The sequence below is a fragment of the Clostridium bowmanii genome, assembly GCF_018861315.1.
In the GTDB taxonomy this organism is placed as follows: domain Bacteria; phylum Bacillota; class Clostridia; order Clostridiales; family Clostridiaceae; genus Clostridium_AD; species Clostridium_AD bowmanii.
In genome coordinates, this window is the sequence record NZ_JAHLDL010000013.1 from 65,865 (window position 1) to 82,502 (window position 16,638).

A 16,638-nucleotide genomic window follows, 5' to 3' on the forward strand; every position below is an offset into this window, starting at 1 on the left:
ATATATGATGATAACACATTTTTCATAAATTCAACATAAAATATTTACTAATTAAAGGATTCTATTCTTATTATACTTTCTACTGTGTTAACATTTTTCAATAATTTTATTTTTTCAAGGGAATTTTTTATATCCTTTTCAACACTTTTATGGGTAATAAATGCTAGTGGTACATCGTCTTCATCCCTTACATCTTGGGTCATGGATATAATGCTAACATTATTTTCACCGAATATTTTCGCTGTATCTCCTAAAACTCCTGCTCTATCTTTAACATTAAGTCTTATATAGAATTCTGATTCATTTTCTTCTGGTTTTTTTATTTCTTTAAATTCAACTTTCTCATTAATATCACTTAAATCGGCCGGCTTTACATTATTTCTTAATATGGATATTATATCACCTACAACTGCACTTCCAGTTGGTAAATCTCCTGCACCCTTACCATATAACATTAGTTCTCCTACCGCATTTCCCTTTATCATAATGGCATTAAAAACGTCATTTACATTTGCCATGGGGTGACTAGAGGGTACTAGGGTTGGATGTACTCTTAGCTCTAATTTGTTATTTTCTTCTTTTGCTATGGCAAGTAGCTTTATTGTATAACCAAATTTTTTAGCATACTCTATATCCAAGGAACTAATATTTCTTATTCCTTCCCTGTAAATAGCATCATGATCGACCTTTGTCCCAAAGGATAGTGAAGCCATTATAGCAAGTTTATACACAGCATCATAACCATCCACATCAGAGGTTGGATCTGCTTCTGCAAAACCCTTTGCCTTAGCCTCTTTTAATGCCTCATCAAAACCAATTCCATCATTAGTCATTTTACTTAATATATAATTAGTTGTTCCATTTATAATTCCAATTATCTGCTGAATTCTATTGGCTGTAAGGCTCTCATTAATTTCCCTTATTATAGGAATTCCACCAGCCACACTTGCTTCATAATAAAATAGTACCTTTTCTTCATCCGCTATTTTAAATAGCTCTTCGCCCCAATTTGCTATAACTAATTTATTAGCAGTTACAATGTGCTTTTTAGCTTTCATTGCACGTATCATGTACTGCTTTGCTTCACCGCTTCCACCTATAAGCTCAACTACAATTTTAATACTTTCATCATTTATAATATCATCAATATTATCTGTTAATATCTTATTATCTATAATAATATCTCTTTTTTTATTTATATCTTTTACTAGTATTTTAGCTACCTCTATTTCATAGTTTGAACGTTTCATTATTTCTTTTTTATTTTCCTTAAGTATCTTCCATACACCTGTGCCAACATTTCCAAAACCTAAAATTGCTATTTTTATTTTTTCCATTCTGATTTCCCCTTTCCTATAACTTTAAATTTATTAACATCACACAGGGCGATGCTTACTCTTCGAAGGCCTTGTAAACTGCTCTAATTGCATTTTCAAAGTCCTCATTTTCTACACCAACAAAGATGCTTAACTCACTTGAGCCCTGATTTATCATTCTAATATTAATATTATTTTTCGATAAGGCACTAAATAATTTAGCTGAAATCCCCTTAGTTCTTATCATTCCTTCTCCCACTACTGCTATTAATGCCATGTTAGGATAGGCTACTAAAGAATCTGGTTTACATTGATTTTCAATTTCTTCTAATATTATATCAAGCTTATTATCCAGCTGCGAATCATCAATTACCAATGAAACTGAATCTATGCCTGATGGTATATGTTCAAATGCTACACTATTGTTTTCAAGAATTGAAAGAATCCTTCGTAAGTATCCTATATGCCTATTCATAAGTGTTTTTTCAATTGCTATTACTGTAAAGTCTTTTTTTCCTGCAATACCTGTTATATTTCCAACTTTAACTTCTAATTTATCATTTAAAATAGTAGTTCCCTTTTCCATTGGGTTATTAGTATTTCTTATATTTATTGGAATTCCACTATTTTTAACAGGAAAAATCGCTTCTTCATGAAAAACATTTGCACCCATATATGAAAGTTCTCTAAGTTCTTTATAGGTTACCTCTTCCATATGTTTAGGATTTTTAACAATACTTGGATCTGCCATTAGAAAACCTGACACATCTGTCCAGTTTTCATAAACTATTGCCCCTACACCCCTAGCAATTATTGCTCCTGTAATATCTGAGCCACCTCTTGAGAAGGTTCTTATGCTGCCCTCTGCAGAGGCACCATAAAATCCTGGTATTACTGCTTTTTTCACCTTAGATAATCTACTATTAATAAGAGCATAGGTTGCTTTTTCATCCAACCGTCCACTTTTCTTAAAAACAATAATCTCAGCAGCATCAATAAATTCATATCCTAAATACTCAGCTAGTATTAAACCGTTTAAATATTCCCCTCTGCTTGCTACATATTCTTCTGAAGCCCCATTAATTATTCTTTCCTTAAGATCACTTAAACACTTGAAAATGTCTAATGAAAGCTCTAATTCACTACACAGAGTAGTATATCTTTCCTCAATTAATTTGAATAATTCATCAAAGGGTAGTGATTTCTCCACATGTTCATGGCACAAATATAAAAGATCTGTGATTTTATAATCGCCCTTTTTTCTCTTACCTGGAGCTGATGGCACAACATAGGCCCGCCTATCATCCGACATTACAATGTCTTTTACTTTCTTAAATTGCTGACTATCACATAATGAACTTCCACCAAATTTTGCAACTATAATTTCCATAATCTCTGCCCCTTACAATTTTATAATTTTATAATTTAAGTATCTTTTCTATTTGCTTTTGCATTTCATTCTTTGCGCATACAGTTTTGTGAAGCACTGGTCTCTTTTCTAAGTCTACTATACCTGCTGGAATATCAATGTTTGTTATTTTGCTAAGTTCTTTTATTAGTTCAAAATCATTTAGTCCTGTATATTTTGCATCTATCGATTTCATAACATCTGGAGTGAATTTGTAGGGGCTTGCAGTAGAAACTATTACTGTCTTTGTAGCATCTTTTGTTTGACCTAAATATTTTTGGTAAGCCACATAGGAAACCGCTGTATGTGTATCCATGACATAATTAGTATTTTTATATACTTCAGTTATTGCATTAGAAGTTTCCGCTTCAGTTGCATAACCTCCAAAGAAGTCACCTAGCTCACTTTTCATTGTGCTATTAATTTCATATTTACCATTTTTATTAAGCTGCTCCATAAGGTTTTTTATAACCACTGAATCTTGTCCACTAATAGCATATAACAATCTTTCCAGGTTGCTTGAAATCAATATATCCATTGAAGGAGACATGGTAATTACAAAATCCCTTACTTTATCATAGATTCCTGTATTTATAAAATCAAATAAAACCTTATTTTCATTTGAAGCACAAATCAACTTTTTAATTGGAAGTCCCATTTTCTTTGCATAATATCCCGCCAATATGTCACCAAAGTTACCTGTGGGAACAGAGAAATTTATCTCTTCCCCTATTTTTATGTCCCCTCTATTACATAGCTGAGTATATGCATAAAAATAATATACAACCTGAGGTATTAGTCTTCCTATATTTATTGAATTAGCTGATGAAAACATACTACTCTTATCATCCAACCGCTTCAAAAGGTCCTTATTTGTAAGCATCTGCTTAACTCCATCTTGTGCATCATCAAAGTTTCCATTAATACCTATAACAAATGTATTGTCTCCAGTTTGTGTTACCATCTGTCTTTTTTGAATCTCACTTACACCTTGCTCTGGGAAAAAAACTATTATTTTTGTACCATCTACATTTGCAAAGCCTTCCAATGCCGCTTTCCCGGTATCACCAGAGGTAGCAGTAAGAATAATCATTTCTTTATTATTGTTTAATTTTTTTACTGCAATTTTTAATAAATAGGGTAGTATTGATAATGCCATATCCTTAAAAGCTAAAGTGGGTCCATGGTATAACTCTAAAAAATATGATTGACCTTGCTTCACTAGTGGAGCAATAATAGTTGTATCAAACTTCTTATCATAAGCCTTATGTATACATGACTTTAACTCATCTTCCTCATAATCCGTTAGAAATTCCTTCATTATAGTTAATGCTAACTGTTTATAATTCATGTGCATCAATTCTTTGAGCTCTATAGCAAGCTTTGGTATTGATGTTGGTACAAAGAGCCCCCCATCGCTACATAGTCCACGTGCAATAGCTTCTGCGGCCGTTACTTCCACTCCATTTCCTCTAGTACTCTTATAATATATTTGTTTCATATTATTCTTTCCCCCCCCTACTTAATACCTTTCAAAAAGTAATCCATCAGCTTATATCCCTCTGGAAAATATAAATCTGTGTCTTTCCCCAAAAATTCGTCATAACATCCATTGGGGTTGTCCTTCTCGTTATTGCTTTGGTATATTAAAAATGGAACTGCCTCACTGGTATGTGTCCTAAGAGCAAGTGGTGTAGGATGATCAGGAAGTATTAACATTTTATAATCTTCACCTATTCTCTCCATTTCCTCTTTAACAACCTTTACTATCTGGTTATCTATATATTCTATAGCCTTATATTTATTTTCTACTTCGTGTCTATGACCACATTCATCTGGAGCTTCAACGTGAATATAAACAAAATCATTACCCTTTTCAAGTTCTGCAAGTGCTGCCTTTGCTTTACCTATATAATTAGTATCAATATTTCCAGTGGCGCCTTCCACATCAATAACATCCAGTCCCGCACATAAACCTATTCCTTTGATTAAATCAACAGCGGAAACTACTGAGCCTTTTAATTTATATTTTTCATAAAAGTTAGATAAAAGTGGTTTCTTTCCTTCACCCCAAATCCATATTGAGTTAGCTGGGTTTAATCCTTTAGCAACTCTTTTTTTATTTATATCATGCTGAGATAAAAATTTGGTGCTTTTCCTTGTCATTTCATCAATTACTTCACTTTTCAAACCTTCAGGCATATAGTTTTTTACCTTTTGACCAAGAATGTCATGGGGTGGTGTAAGCTTCCACTGGTATGGACCATTATCCCATATCATAAGATGTCTATAGCTAATACCTGGATAAAATTTTATTGTCTCTGTGCTTAAATACTCATTTAATGCAATTATTAATTCTGCTGATTCCTCAGTTGTTATTTCACCAGCACTATGATCTAGCATAATCTTTTCCTCGTAGGGCTCGTCTTCTGATACAGTTACCAAATTACATCTAAAGGTAATATCTGTATCCGTCATAGCCACTCTCATACTTGCTGCTTCAAAGGGTGAACGTCCACTATAATAAACAGCTGGATTATATCCGAAGACTCCCATGTTTGCTGTATCGCTTCCTGCAGGCATTCCCTCTGGAACAGTTTTAACCATACCTAAAGTACCGTGCTTTGCCATATAATCAATAGTAGGCGTATTAGCATATTGAATAGGGGTCTTATTATTCAACTCTTTTACAGGATAATCTGCCATCCCGTCTCCTAGTACTACAATATATTTCATATATTAACACTCCTTTTCATGATTATTTATAGTGAATATTTTTACTGTTAATATTTATACTACTTAAAATCATATTTAAATAGTAAATTAAGTAATTATATAGATTATTAAGAATATTCCTTGCACTTTTAACTGGTTTTATATATTATAGTATAAATTTGGTTAATAATCAAAATTAAATGCTAAATTTGAATATTTTTTTTTTTGAGCTGTCATTTTTCATTTAAATAAATATTTTATAATTATGGAAATCATCTTAATTATGCAGGTTAATAGCTTTAAATATGATTCTTTATTCGGCATATCAAATATTTAACAAATACTACACATATTCTTAATAATGTCATAACATTTGTCTGTTATAATTTAATTATTGGTTAGTAGATTAATAGGTTAATTAGTTAAAGCGAAGTCCCCCTTTACTTTAATAATAAAGGCTGTGAAGCAACACTTCACAGCCTTTTCTTTATTTTAATAGATAAACTCTTGATTCATAAGGTTTTAACGCAATCTCGTCTACCGACTCATCTTCCACAATATAATTTGTAATTAAAAGCTCTTTATAGTTATATTTTATGTTCTTTGGAAGATTAAATTTAGTCTTATTTTCACCAAAATTACATATCACCAATAATGTCTCATCTGCCAGTTTTCTTATATAAGCATAAATATCCACGTCATCCTCTAAAATCAAAGTATAATCTCCATATACTATTATTTCATACTTCTTTCTTAGTTCAATTAGCTTTTTATAATAATTAAAAACTGAATTTTCATCATGTAATTGTGCCTGTGCATTTATATTCTTGTAATTCGGGTTTACCTTTATCCAAGGAGTTCCATCGGTAAAACCTGCATTTTTTTTATCATTCCACTGGAATGGTGTTCTTGCATTATCTCTACCTCTTTTATAAATAGCATCCATAATCTCATCATGAGTTTTTTTACCACTTTGAGTAAAATCTCTATAGGCATTTAGCGTTTCGATATCTCTATAATCATCAAGACTGTCAAATTTTACATTTGTCATACCTAATTCCTCACCTTGAAAAATATATGGAGTACCTTGCATCATATGAAGAAGGGTTGCCAGCATTTTTGCTGATTCAATTCTATATTTACCATCATTTCCAAAACGAGAAACCATTCTTGGTTGGTCATGATTATTTAAATAAAGACTATTCCAGCCTTTACCTTGGAGCTGCGTTTGCCATTTTGACATAATGGTTTTAAATTCCTTAAGATCAAAGATTACTTTACCCCATTTCCCATCTACCCCATATCCTATACTCATATGTTCAAATTGAAACACCATATTTAATTCGTTTCTATCTTCACCTACATATTCAATAGCTTGAGCAGGATTTACATCTGGGGTTTCGCCAACTGTCATGATATCATATTTACTTAGAACTTCCCTGTTCATTTCTTTTAAATAATCATTAACTTTTGGATGGTTTTTACTTAAACTACCTGGATCTGCATAGATATTGGGTCCACTAACAATTCCATCAGGATATCTCAGGTCTTTTCCAATCATGTTGATAACATCCATACGGAAACCATCAACCCCTTTCTCTAACCACCATTTTATCATTTCATAAATATCTTTTCTTAAATCTTTGTTTTCCCAGTTTAAATCTGGCTGTTTTTTTGAAAATAGATGCAAGTAGTACATTTGTGTTTGGTCATCCAGTTCCCAAGCAGAACCTCCAAAACTACCACCCCAATTATTGGGAGGCAAACCATTTTTTTCATCTCTCCAAATGTAATAATCCCTATACTTATTCTCTTTAGATTTCTTACTCTCAGCAAACCACTTATGTTCATCAGAACTGTGATTTATAACAAGGTCCATCATTATCTTGATTTTTCTTTTATGTGCCTCTGCAAGCAATAAATCACAATCCTCCATGGTTCCGAACTCTTTCATTATGCCCTGATAATTACTTATATCGTAGCCATTATCATCGTTTGGAGATTCATAAACAGGCGATAACCATAGTACATCAATTCCAAGCTCTACAAGATAATCAAGTTTTTCAATTATTCCTCTTAAGTCTCCGATTCCGTCTCCATTACTATCTTTAAAGCTTCTTGGGTAAATCTGATAAACTACACACTCTTTCCACCAATATTTATTCATAAAATCTCCTTCTTCCTATTGTTTTATTGCTCCATTTGTAACTCCGCTTATGATAAATCTTTGAGCAAATACGTACACTATTATAATTGGTAATAATGCTAAGAGATAAGAAGCAAAAGCTAAATTATAGTTTGTACTAAATTGTCCTTGAAAAATATATTGTACTAGGGATAAGGTTGCCTGTTCTGGCTTACTTAATATAACAAGTGGAAGCATAAAGTCATTCCAGCATCCTAAGAAGGCTAATATTCCTACTGTAGCATTTATTGGTTTTAACAGTGGGAATATTATACGGAAAAACACTTGCCAAATGGTAGCCCCATCTATTGTTGCTGCTTCTTCCAGTGACTTTGGAAGAGACTTTAAATAACCTACATATAAGAAGGTATTAATGGGTAGTCCGTAAACAATATATAGGATTATAATGCCTGGTACATTATCTAAATGCAATGCACTTACTTGTTTTACTAATGGTAACATTATTATTTGAAAAGGTACAAACATGGCACTTAAGAAATAGTAGTAAAGTAGGTTAAAGTACTTTATATTTTGATTTCTAGCTATTGCATAAGCTACCATGGAATTTGAAATTATTATAAAAACCACTGAAACACATGTTATTACTGCAGTGTTTGTAAATGCATCAAAGAAATTTGTTAGTTTAATGGCCTGCGTAAAATTATCAAAATGAAAGGTTGTAGGCAATGCCAATGTAGATTTCATCATATCCTCAGGGGATTTTAATGCGGTGCTTACTAAAATATATAGTGGGAATAAGATAAATACTCCTGCTAAGATTATAAGTATTACCGTAAGAAGCCTATTATTTTTCTTTTTCTGCATTATAAATCAACCTCCCGTTTTGCAAGTACTTTCATTTGGAAAAGTGAGATTGATACAACTACAATAAAGAAAATCACTGCATTTGCAGATTGATATGCAAAATTACCGCCAGAGAATCCAAAATGATAAATCACATATGTAATTGATTGAGTAGCATTACCCGGTCCCCCACCTGTCATTGCTACAATTTGGTCAAATACATTTAAAGAGCCCTTCATACTTAACACCATGTTTATAGTAAAAAAAGGAGCTATTAATGGGAATGTTATCTTTCTAAAAGTTTGCCATTTATTTGCCCCATCAATGTCGCTTGCTTCATAGATATCTTGGTCTATAGTTTGAAGTCCTGAAAGGTATATTATAGTGTTGAAGGCTATTGACTGCCAAGATGCTACGAATACTATACCAAGCCAGGCAAGAGCAGGATTTCCGAGTATGTTAGAACTTAAAAAACCAACATTCAAAAATTCTCCAAGTGGCGGTAATAAATGAGCGAATACATAATTAAATATATAACCAACAATTAAAACTCCTAGTACATTTGGGAAAAAGAATATTGCTCTTAAAGTATTCTTGAATTTAATACTTGAATTTAGAGCAACGGCTATTGCTAAACTTATTACATTAACAATTATTGTGGTAACTATTGCAAATTTAAAGGTAAATCCATAGGCATTTCTAATGGTATCATCCTGAAATACATTTATAAAATTCTTAAGTCCTATGAATTTCCAATCACCATAGCCATTCCAATCAGTAAAGCTATAAAAGATACCTTTTATTAATGGTAAGGTGTGAAAGGTGAAGAATAATATTACTGCAGGAATTGTCATCATATAAAAAACCATTATTTGTTTGTTTTTTTTCAATTTATTCACGCTCCTTATACCTTTATATAAAATGCAAGTTATACAGCTAAGTATAAAGAAATAAGTAATTATATTTCTTTATACTTAGCTATCATTTATTTTTTATTGTTTTTATTATATTCTGTATCAAGTTGCTTTAAGAAAGCTGCTTTGTCCTTTTTAGATAGAAAACCTTGTAGAATAGACGCTGTATCTAAACCAGTTGGATAATAGTGATCAGGGAAACTTCCGATTTCTCCACTTTTAAAGCTTTCTGTCAAATCTGTAACACTTTCATCCTTTTGCACAACATCCTTAACAGCTGAAAATGCGAACTGATCAGTTATATAAGCTTGTGCATTTTCCTTTTGTAACATATATTCTATAAATTTTTTAGCTTCTGCAGGGTGCTTTGAGCTTTTTGTTACAGCAAGTAATACATCCACACCTGAAACAATTTTGTTCTTAGAAACATCATTTGTTGCTGGTAGTGGGAACATTCCAAGTTTCATGGTTGAATTTGCTTTTTTAATATCTGCAATAGCCCAGTTACCTTGAAGGTACATTACTGATTTACCTTGAGCAAAAGCTGTATTGCCGTCGTTATATCCCATTCCATATATATCTTTTTGACCATATTTAATAATTTCAAGCATTTTATCTGCTACTTCCGAATGAGTATCTGCGAAGGTAGTTTTATCTGCTTTTCTATCAACTAGAAATGTTTCAGCTGGAATATCTCCGGCTAGCACGTTCCAGAAGCACATACCTGTCCATGCATCCTTAAGTGTAAGATAAAAAGGAGTCTCTCCACTAGCTTTTATTTTTTCTGAAAGTGCAATAAATTCATCCCAAGTTTTTGGAATTTCTAGTCCTAATTTTGTAAATTTTTCTTTATTATACAAAACACCGTCGGCATTTGTTGCATAAGGTACACCGTAGGATTTTACATCTCCATTTGTTAAAAGGTCTTTCATTTGCTCAATATAAGCTGTCTGTATATTACTCATAAAGCTTTCGGAACTAAGATCTAGTAGAATCCCATTAGATGCAAGCTCGCCATATAAATTGTCACCACCCATGCTGAGTACATCAGGCATATCATTTTTAGTAAGTCTTGTTTTTAAAACTGTTCCTGCATCTGGTGGAGCATTAAGCACAATTTGAATGTTCGGATTTTTAGTTTGGAAATCATTAATCATTTTTTGATAAAGTGTCTTATTTTCTGCTTTAGTGGAGAATACCTCTAATTTAACTTTTCCATCCGTAGCAGTTTTACTAGAGCAACCTACCAATAAAGAAGAGCCTAGCGCAACTGTAAGCACTATTGATACTAATGTTTTTAATTTTTTATTCATTTTTATACCCCCTAAAATTTTGTTTTCTAGTAAATGATTACGTAAATAAACTTGTTGTCATTGTTGAGATTAAAAGCTTGATTTTCTATAAATATATAAATAATTACACTATTTTCTACGATTTTAGTTAATCGATTACGTAAATAGCATAAAAAACTGCTAAAGTTTTTTAACTGTATCTCTTTCAATTATTTCAAAAGGCATTATTATGCTCTCACCTTTTTTGCCCGTAGTAATAGTTTTAATTAACATTTGGACTGACTTTTGCCCCATATCATAGGCAGGCTGATCTATAGTTGTTAAAGGTGGATAAGCCATTTCTGCTACTTTCGTGTTGTCATAACTTATTATAGACAAATCCCCAGGAATTGAAATTCCATTTTTTCGAGCTATTGACATAGCACCAACTGCACTATCATCACAGGAAGCAAAGATTGCAGTGAATTTTTCATTCTCACTTAAAAGAGCTTCCATAGATTTTTTACCTCCATCAAAACTGAAACTACTATGTTTTATAATGTTTTCATTAATAGGTATATTATTTTCTTTTAATGCTTGCATATAGCCTTCTGACCTTGGTAATCCTGCTATTGGATCCTCTTTTTCTCCACCTATCATGGCTATTTTAGTATGACCATTATCTATCAAATAGCTAGTAGCCGCGTAAGAGGCTTGAAAATCATCTACTTTAATATATGGAATTGGAAAACGAGGAGAAAATGTTGATAAAAGAATACAAGGTATTTTAGTGTCAACAATATCCTTATCATACATATCTTTAGGTGATAAACTACAGACAATAATACCATCTACTTGCCTTTCTGATAATACATTTAAATAGTAAGGCATCAAGTGGGAGCTAGTCCCTGTGTTACAAATAAAAACGCTGTAATTATTTTTATGTGCCATGTCCTCTATTCCACTTAAAATTTCCACGTAAAAAGTAGTTTCAACTTTTGGTAATAATACTCCTATAGTAAGGGTGGTTTTTGTCTTTAAGTGCCTTGCAATAGCATTGGGCCGGTATCCCATTTCATCTACCACAGTAGTTACTTTCTGTCTTGTTGCCTCAGAGTAGCCCTCTAGACCATTAAGAATTCTAGAAACAGTAGCTACAGAAACACTAGCTTTTTTTGCTACATCTTTGATTGTTGGTTTTTTCATTGTTGCGTTCATAATTTTAACTACTCCTTTAAGTAAACGATTAACCTAAATTTACTTTACCATATATAAGGGAATTTGTCTATATATTTTTTATAATATTCAGATAATTTTATAAGCAAAAGTAAAAAAGAAAAAAAGTATATATTACTATTAATAAATTAATAAAAAAGCTTTTAATGAGTATAGTTCTAGCCAATCTGTATTGAGGTCATAGACATGGAACTATGTTGTATCCCCTTATATATAAACCTAACTTCATCTGATTCTTCTTGCAGTCCCGCTATATAAAGTAATGGTAAATAATGCTCTGCAGTTGGTACAGATAATTTAGCAGCTTTAGTTAATTTTTCATAGAATATAATATTTTCATGTTTTCTATTTACAATAGCTTCCGAAATATAATCATCAAATTCTGTTGCTCAGTCAAATGGTGCTGCATCCATATCATAATTCATAATTCATAATTCTTAAGTTATGCACTATATCTCCACTTCCTATTATTAAAATTCCTTTTTCACGAAGCGCAGATAATTTTTTGCCCAAGTTATAGTGATACTTTTCATCACCTTGTCTATTTAAACTCATTTGAAATACAGGGATATCCGCTTTGGGATACATATGCGTTAATACAGACCAAGCACCATGATCTAGCCCCCATTTATCAGTGAGTTTAACCTTATAATCCACAAGTTCTTCTGCAGCCATCTCAGCATACTTTTTAGCACCAGTTGGGCTATATTTTATATTGTATAGTTCCTGTTGAAACCCATAAAAATCGTAAATCTGTTTAGGTCATCAGCTGTAATGTAAGTACCATCTGTCTCCCAGTGAGCAGAAATCACTAAAATTGCTTCTGGCTTTGGTATATTCTCTATGGATTTACAAATAGCCTCCGTATAAGAATTGTCTAAAATTGCATTCATTGGACTACCATGTCCAATAAATATTACAGGCATTTTTTTATTCATTTATAATTGCCTCCTCATATTCTAACTATCTTGTTTATCAAGTGAAAATTGTAATTAATTTCATATACTCAGTGTATCACAAATGAATTTTTTTCACCTGGATTAACATATATTAAAAAAGCTCTTGAGAAACCAACAACTTAGATGATTACTAATTTTAATTTACTTTCCTATAATAGTTCTGTGGGTTTCATCCCTTTCATCATTAATTACTTATTTCTGTATCATCAGTTCACTCTCCCTAGAAAATTTATGCAGTGTGAACCACAATTTCATATATAAATGCCCCTCAAATGAGGATTTAATAGTCAAAGTCATTTTTCTACCACCTTTAAAAAATATGTAGGTACTTCTCCTAATGGATATAGAAAACGTACCCGACAATAAATTATTAAATTTCATTATCAAACTATTGACAATTTCATTTGAAAATGATACTCTTTATCAATAAGAAGTAAATTAGTGGGCTGGCTACAAGAGAGGGTGGTGATGTATCATGTTATTATCAAAAGCAAAGATCGGTGATACTTTTAATATTAAACAAGTTGAAGGTAAAGAAAAGGTTAAAAAATTTCTTTTTACTTTAGGATGCTTTGAAGGTGAAGAAATCACTCTTATTTCCAAAATTGCAGGAAACTACGTTATAAATATTAAAGATAGTAGATATGCCCTTGATGAAAATATGGCAAAATCTATTACGATATAGACAAAACATATAAGTTAATTTTTCATTTAGTATTACATCAATAATATGCTAGAAGTTATAGCATATTATTTTTGCTCAGTGATTGATAATGATTATTAATATTAAATGAATTTACATATGAGGAGGGGTTTACTATAAAAATAGCATTAGCAGGCAATCCAAATTCAGGGAAAACTACGCTATACAATGGAATTACAGGAAAATCAGAGCATGTAGGGAACTGGTCTGGTGTTACTGTATCAAAAAAGGAATCATATCTTAAAAAAAAATATAATTCCAAGAATCTTGATGTTAAAGTGGTTGACCTTCCAGGTACATATTCGATTTCACCATTTACTGGTGAAGAAGAAATTACTAGAAACTTTATCCTAGAAGAAGCACCAGATGTAATCATTAATATAGTTGATGGTGCTAACGTTAGTAGAAGTCTATTTTTTACAACTCAACTCCTAGAACTGGGTATTCCAGTAGTCATTGCTCTTAATAAAAATGACATTATATCTAAAAGAGGAGATGTTATAGACCAACACCTTTTAAGTACTGCATTAAACTGCAAAGTTGTTGGGACGATTGCCACCTCTGAGGATGGATTATTAAATTTGATTAATGAAGCTGTTAAACTAGGTCAAGAGAAGAAACTTCAAATTGCACCAGTTTTTGCAGATAGTGATTCTGATAAGGCAAGACAAAAGTTTGTAGATGGGATCGTCATGAAGTGTCAAGTCAAGAAAAGAGATGCTAGCAAGATAACATTCTCTGATAAAGTAGATAGAGTTGTGGCACATAAATGGTTAGGTCTGCCTATATTTTTTCTTATAATGTGGGCGGTATTCGCATTTTCAATCCAAGGACTAGGTGGATATCTATCAGGTTACTTTAATGATGTAGTTTTCGGAGAAATTGTTCCAAACGCAGCAAATGCTTTTTTAGGAGGACTTGGAGTTAGTTCTCTACTTCAAGCACTTATAGTAGATGGTGCTATTGGTGGTGTTGGAGCTGTTGTGGGATTTTTACCTCTAGTTATGGTATTATTCTTTTGCTTATCACTGCTTGAAGACTGTGGATATATGGCTAGAGTAGCCGTAGTAATGGATCGATTTTTCAAAAAGATAGGATTATCCGGAAAATCTATTATACCAATGATTGTAGGTTCTGGTTGTGCTATTCCGGGTGTTATGGCAACGAGAACCATAGAAGATGTTAGTGAAAGGAGAATGACCACAATTCTTACTCCTTTTGTACCTTGCGGTGCTAAACTCCCAATTATAGCACTGTTTGTAGCTGTATTTTTCCCCAATAATTCTTGGGTTGGACCTAGTATGTATATCATTGCAATTACAGTTATTGTACTTGGAGGACTTTTACTTAAGAAAATTTTTGTATGGGACAACACATCTCAATTTATTATGGAACTTCCAGATTATAAATTACCTAGTTTAAAATATGCTTTTATTCAAATGATGGACAAAGCTAAAGCTTTTATTTATAAAGCTGGAACAATTGTTCTTGTGTGTAACACATTGGTATGGTTTTCACAGGCATATAGCTGGAATCTTACTCCTGTAGTAGATCAGCATTCAAGTATACTTGCTTCAATCGGGACGGTAATTTCTCCAATTTTTATTCCTCTTGGATTTGTTGGATGGCAGCTTGCAGCTGCAGCAATAACTGGTTTTATTGCAAAAGAAAATATTGTTGCTACCTTTGCTGTACTACTTGCTGTGACTTCAGAACAGGCATTACATTTGCCTGGAGGTGTATTAACACAATTTTTTACACCAGTGACTGCTTTTGCGTACCTTGTGTTTAATTTATTTACCCCTCCTTGCTTTGCAGCAATTGGAGCTATGAATTCCGAAATGGGTTCAAAAAAATGGCTATTTAAAGCTCTGGGATTTCAATTTGGTGTTGGATACACTTTGGCTATGCTAGTAAACCAAATTGGGTCACTTATAGTATACGGTAAACCAGCATCAGGTTTTATACCAGCAATAGGGATAGCTATTATTATTGCAATTTACCTTGTTATAACCATTAGAAGAGCGGATTCTAAACGTGTGCTGTTAGGAGTTGAAATGTAGTATGGTAAATATAATAGTTGGTTTGGTTTTTGCAAGTATTATAATATTAGCTATTAGAAAAGTTTATAAAGATACTAAAAATAATAAATGCAGTTGTGGCAGCAGTTGCGGAAAAAGTTGTTCAGATAAAAGTAAGTGCAACAAACACTAATAGCATACGTGCATAAAAGAGGCTATACATCAAAATATTGATTTGATGTATAGCCTCTTTTACGTTTTATTCTTTATTTCTAATATACTTAAGGCTTATACTAGGATTGCTAGTTTTTGTTGATCTAATCTCAAACTGATTTAAAGATGCTACAAATGGTGTAAGTTTTGTATAACCATAATTTCTTGTATCAAAATCCGGATATCTCTTATTAAGAGTACTACCTAATTCTCCTAAAAATGCCCATCCATCTTCATCTGAAATCTCTGTTATAATAGTTTTGATAGCCTCCACTAATTTTTGAGAAGTTATCATGCTACTTTTTGATTCTTCTTGTATTGGTAATCCTTTTATGCTAATGGTTTCAGTATTTTTTGCGGCCATTGAAGCTAATACTTCAAGATATTTAAACTTCTCACAAGCTGAGATAAAAGGTGTAGGTGTTTTCTTTTCCCCCATACCAATAACATACATACCAGCTTCGCGAAGTCTTGCTGCCAGTTTAGTAAAATCACTATCACTAGACACAATGCAGAACCCATCTACATTTTTTGAATAGAGTATGTCCATGGCATCAATTATAAGAGCTGCATCCGTTGAATTTTTGCCTGTGGTATAACTATACTGTTGTATTGGACTAATGGAATAATTAAGCAATACATTCTTCCATGAAGCCAATTGAGGCTTGGTCCAATCTCCATAAATCCTTTTATAAGTAGGTGTTCCATGATTTGAAATTTCGTCAATTATATACTTTATATACTTATCAGATACATTGTCAGCATCAATCAGAACTGCAATTTTTTTATCTTTTTCCATTTTTATCTCCTTCACGCCTTAATGTCTTTAGATTCTTTTCCATAAATTTATTACCCTATACTTTAAAATAACATACTATTCTATACAATTCTAC

15 protein-coding genes and 1 pseudogene are annotated in these 16,638 nt (G+C 32.2%); 4 read left to right on the forward strand and 12 right to left on the reverse strand.

The window, feature by feature from the left end:
• Positions 1-47: 47 nt before the first annotated feature.
• The 11 genes from KPL51_RS10625 to KPL51_RS23490 all read right to left on the reverse strand — a co-directional run bounded on the left by KPL51_RS10625 (position 48) and on the right by KPL51_RS23490 (position 12,787).
• Positions 48-1,337: a homoserine dehydrogenase gene (locus KPL51_RS10625; protein WP_216160749.1), complete on the reverse strand. Its 1,290-nt coding sequence runs from the start codon at positions 1,335-1,337 to the stop codon at positions 48-50.
• Positions 1,338-1,392: 55 nt separating this feature from the next.
• Positions 1,393-2,706, reverse strand: coding sequence for an aspartate kinase (locus KPL51_RS10630; RefSeq protein WP_244998066.1), 1,314 nt, complete (start codon positions 2,704-2,706; stop codon positions 1,393-1,395).
• Between the two features lie 28 nt (positions 2,707-2,734).
• On the reverse strand, positions 2,735-4,225 hold the full coding sequence (gene thrC, locus KPL51_RS10635; RefSeq protein ID WP_216160752.1) for a threonine synthase: 1,491 nt from the start codon (positions 4,223-4,225) through the stop codon (positions 2,735-2,737).
• A 17-nt stretch (positions 4,226-4,242) separates the two neighbouring features.
• Positions 4,243-5,460 (reverse strand): cofactor-independent phosphoglycerate mutase, encoded by a 1,218-nt coding sequence (locus KPL51_RS10640; RefSeq protein ID WP_216160755.1) that lies wholly within the window; start codon positions 5,458-5,460, stop codon positions 4,243-4,245.
• Between the two features lie 466 nt (positions 5,461-5,926).
• Entirely contained in the window at positions 5,927-7,606 is a 1,680-nt protein-coding gene (locus KPL51_RS10645) for a glycoside hydrolase family 13 protein (protein ID WP_216160759.1), read from the reverse strand.
• A gap of 15 nt (positions 7,607-7,621) precedes the next feature.
• Positions 7,622-8,449 (reverse strand): carbohydrate ABC transporter permease, encoded by an 828-nt coding sequence (locus KPL51_RS10650; protein WP_216160762.1) that lies wholly within the window; start codon positions 8,447-8,449, stop codon positions 7,622-7,624.
• Entirely contained in the window at positions 8,449-9,297 is an 849-nt protein-coding gene (locus tag KPL51_RS10655; protein WP_216160874.1) for a carbohydrate ABC transporter permease, read from the reverse strand. Before KPL51_RS10655 ends, KPL51_RS10650 begins: the two co-directional genes overlap by 1 nt.
• A 116-nt stretch (positions 9,298-9,413) precedes the next feature.
• The gene (locus tag KPL51_RS10660; protein WP_216160765.1) at positions 9,414-10,655 is read right to left on the reverse strand and encodes an ABC transporter substrate-binding protein; all 1,242 of its coding nucleotides are present in this window, start codon (positions 10,653-10,655) and stop codon (positions 9,414-9,416) included.
• A 159-nt stretch (positions 10,656-10,814) separates the two neighbouring features.
• Positions 10,815-11,831: a LacI family DNA-binding transcriptional regulator gene (locus tag KPL51_RS10665; RefSeq protein WP_216160768.1), complete on the reverse strand. Its 1,017-nt coding sequence runs from the start codon at positions 11,829-11,831 to the stop codon at positions 10,815-10,817.
• Between the two features lie 432 nt (positions 11,832-12,263).
• Positions 12,264-12,602, reverse strand: coding sequence for a DODA-type extradiol aromatic ring-opening family dioxygenase (locus tag KPL51_RS23485; protein ID WP_224854123.1), 339 nt, complete (start codon positions 12,600-12,602; stop codon positions 12,264-12,266).
• A complete protein-coding gene (locus KPL51_RS23490) occupies positions 12,560-12,787 on the reverse strand; it encodes a class III extradiol ring-cleavage dioxygenase family protein (protein WP_224854106.1) in 228 nt (75 codons plus the stop codon). Before KPL51_RS23490 ends, KPL51_RS23485 begins: the two co-directional genes overlap by 43 nt.
• 306 nt (positions 12,788-13,093) lie before the next feature.
• Between KPL51_RS23490 and KPL51_RS24505 the strand changes: the two are divergent.
• From KPL51_RS24505 to KPL51_RS10690, 4 genes and pseudogenes are all read left to right on the forward strand, one after another.
• Positions 13,094-13,174, forward strand: a pseudogene (locus KPL51_RS24505) (AraC family transcriptional regulator); the annotation flags it as partial.
• Between the two features lie 109 nt (positions 13,175-13,283).
• Positions 13,284-13,493: a FeoA family protein gene (locus tag KPL51_RS10680; protein ID WP_216160771.1), complete on the forward strand. Its 210-nt coding sequence runs from the start codon at positions 13,284-13,286 to the stop codon at positions 13,491-13,493.
• 140 nt (positions 13,494-13,633) lie between these two features.
• Positions 13,634-15,574 carry a ferrous iron transport protein B gene (feoB, locus tag KPL51_RS10685; protein ID WP_376770085.1) on the forward strand — a complete coding sequence of 647 codons (1,941 nt, stop codon included), beginning with the start codon at positions 13,634-13,636 and terminating at the stop codon, positions 15,572-15,574.
• A 1-nt stretch (position 15,575) separates the two neighbouring features.
• Positions 15,576-15,725 (forward strand): FeoB-associated Cys-rich membrane protein, encoded by a 150-nt coding sequence (locus tag KPL51_RS10690; RefSeq protein WP_216160774.1) that lies wholly within the window; start codon positions 15,576-15,578, stop codon positions 15,723-15,725.
• A gap of 66 nt (positions 15,726-15,791) precedes the next feature.
• Here KPL51_RS10690 and KPL51_RS10695 read toward each other — a convergent pair whose 3' ends face one another.
• Positions 15,792-16,544 (reverse strand): NYN domain-containing protein, encoded by a 753-nt coding sequence (locus KPL51_RS10695; RefSeq protein WP_216160777.1) that lies wholly within the window; start codon positions 16,542-16,544, stop codon positions 15,792-15,794.
• Positions 16,545-16,638 lie beyond the last annotated feature (94 nt).

What these genes read in the sequence shown, in the direction of transcription:
- KPL51_RS10660 (WP_216160765.1), bottom strand. Translation starts at nt 10,655, where the DNA reads ATGAATAAAAAATTAAAAACATTAGTATCAATAGTGCTTACAGTTGCG.
- KPL51_RS10655 (WP_216160874.1), bottom strand. Translation starts at nt 9,297, where the DNA reads ATGGTTTTTTATATGATGACAATTCCTGCAGTAATATTATTCTTCACC.
- thrC (WP_216160752.1), bottom strand. Translation starts at nt 4,225, where the DNA reads ATGAAACAAATATATTATAAGAGTACTAGAGGAAATGGAGTGGAAGTA.
- KPL51_RS10695 (WP_216160777.1), bottom strand. Translation starts at nt 16,544, where the DNA reads ATGGAAAAAGATAAAAAAATTGCAGTTCTGATTGATGCTGACAATGTA.
- KPL51_RS10665 (WP_216160768.1), bottom strand. Translation starts at nt 11,831, where the DNA reads ATGAACGCAACAATGAAAAAACCAACAATCAAAGATGTAGCAAAAAAA.
- KPL51_RS10690 (WP_216160774.1), top strand. Translation starts at nt 15,576, where the DNA reads ATGGTAAATATAATAGTTGGTTTGGTTTTTGCAAGTATTATAATATTA.
- KPL51_RS23490 (WP_224854106.1), bottom strand. Translation starts at nt 12,787, where the DNA reads ATGAATAAAAAAATGCCTGTAATATTTATTGGACATGGTAGTCCAATG.
- KPL51_RS10645 (WP_216160759.1), bottom strand. Translation starts at nt 7,606, where the DNA reads ATGAATAAATATTGGTGGAAAGAGTGTGTAGTTTATCAGATTTACCCA.
- KPL51_RS10625 (WP_216160749.1), bottom strand. Translation starts at nt 1,337, where the DNA reads ATGGAAAAAATAAAAATAGCAATTTTAGGTTTTGGAAATGTTGGCACA.
- KPL51_RS10640 (WP_216160755.1), bottom strand. Translation starts at nt 5,460, where the DNA reads ATGAAATATATTGTAGTACTAGGAGACGGGATGGCAGATTATCCTGTA.
- KPL51_RS10650 (WP_216160762.1), bottom strand. Translation starts at nt 8,449, where the DNA reads ATGCAGAAAAAGAAAAATAATAGGCTTCTTACGGTAATACTTATAATC.
- KPL51_RS10680 (WP_216160771.1), top strand. Translation starts at nt 13,284, where the DNA reads ATGTTATTATCAAAAGCAAAGATCGGTGATACTTTTAATATTAAACAA.
- KPL51_RS10630 (WP_244998066.1), bottom strand. Translation starts at nt 2,706, where the DNA reads ATGGAAATTATAGTTGCAAAATTTGGTGGAAGTTCATTATGTGATAGT.